The 1,308-nt window shown below is 45.5% G+C and carries 1 protein-coding gene; it reads left to right on the top strand.

Annotation, left to right across the window (positions count from 1 at the left end; genetic code table 11):
• Positions 1 to 86: 86 nt before the first annotated feature.
• Positions 87 to 1,283 (top strand): IS4 family transposase, encoded by a 1,197-nt coding sequence (locus ACFI6J_RS21440; RefSeq protein ID WP_462558617.1) that lies wholly within the window; start codon positions 87 to 89, stop codon positions 1,281 to 1,283.
• Positions 1,284 to 1,308: the final 25 nt, after the last annotated feature.

Below are 1,308 nucleotides of genomic sequence, written 5' to 3'. Positions count from 1 at the left end.
CGATATCAGCGAGATAAAAAAGATAGGAACATTCATGACGTTTGGTGATCAGATCAATCGCCAAAAATCACCGAGGCCAAACAGCCATGAATGCTCTATCTATTGTGAACAATGTCGTATCGCTTGTCAGCTACAATATGCATAAAACTCGTCTAAGTGCGGTCACGGCGTGCGTCAAAAGTCTGCTTAATGGAAGCGCTGCGACCGTAACCAGCATAGGTCGAGGAATTAAGACTAAAGCCTTTGAGAAACATCGGATTAAACGTGCTGACCGCTTGCTCTCAAACCCGCATTTAGTAAGTGAAACACCGCTCATCTATGCATCTATATGCCAACTATTTTGCGGCAACACAACACGCCCTGTTATCTCAATCGACTGGTCAGATTTAGACGACCGTAAAGCGCATTTTCTTTTACGCGCGGCAATATCTTTAAAAGGTCGGCCCGTCACACTTTATCAAGAAGTGCATTGCAACAAGACCAAAGAGAAACCAGCCACCCACAAAGCATTCTTAAAGACATTACACGCCATGTTACCTTCAAATTGCCGACCCATTATCGTTACCGATGCAGGGTATAAATCGCCTTGGTTCAGGGCAGTTAGGGCGCTTGGATGGGACATTATTGGACGTATCCGTAAGCCACATTTTTATTCACTTGATAGAGGAGATACGTGGCAGTGTATTCGCTATCTCTATACTCAAGCAACCTGTCGTCCGAAGCGTTTTGACAACAGCCAAATAGTAAGAAGTAATCCCTTTGCCTGCACGCTAGTTCTTTTTAAACAGAAATCTAAAGGGCGTCATGCTTCAAATCCAGATGGTACACGTAAAGCCTCAAAACGCTCAAAAGCCCATGCGCAAGGGGCGAAAGACCCGTGGCTATTAGCCACAACACTGGCGTCTCACCGAAGCTTATCGAAACAAGTAGTGGCCATTTACAGGCAACGAATGCAAATTGAAGAAGGCTTTAGAGACATGAAAAGCACGAAGTTCGGGCTTGGCTATGAACAGAATAAAAGCGTGAAAAAGCAGCGTCTAACAATACTGGTATTGCTGACGACGTTAGCGTCACTCGTAGCTATATTACTGGGTATAATACTTGTCTCATCGAATAAGCATCGGCGCTTCCAAGCCAACACTGAAACCAGGAGCGTGTTGTCATTCCATTACCTTGGACTCAGGGCTGTCGCTTGTCGAATACGATTTACTATGCGACAGTGGAAAGCTGCACTCAAATGGTACAGCTCCATAGTTGACGGAGCCTGGGCCGGAGGCATATGAAATTAAATTCGTGGGGATCCCTCAG

The organism is Alteromonas sp. G4i13, from assembly GCF_054960505.1.
The sequence above is the reverse complement of the archived record's forward strand: the minus strand, read 5'-3'. Positions and strand labels throughout refer to the sequence as shown.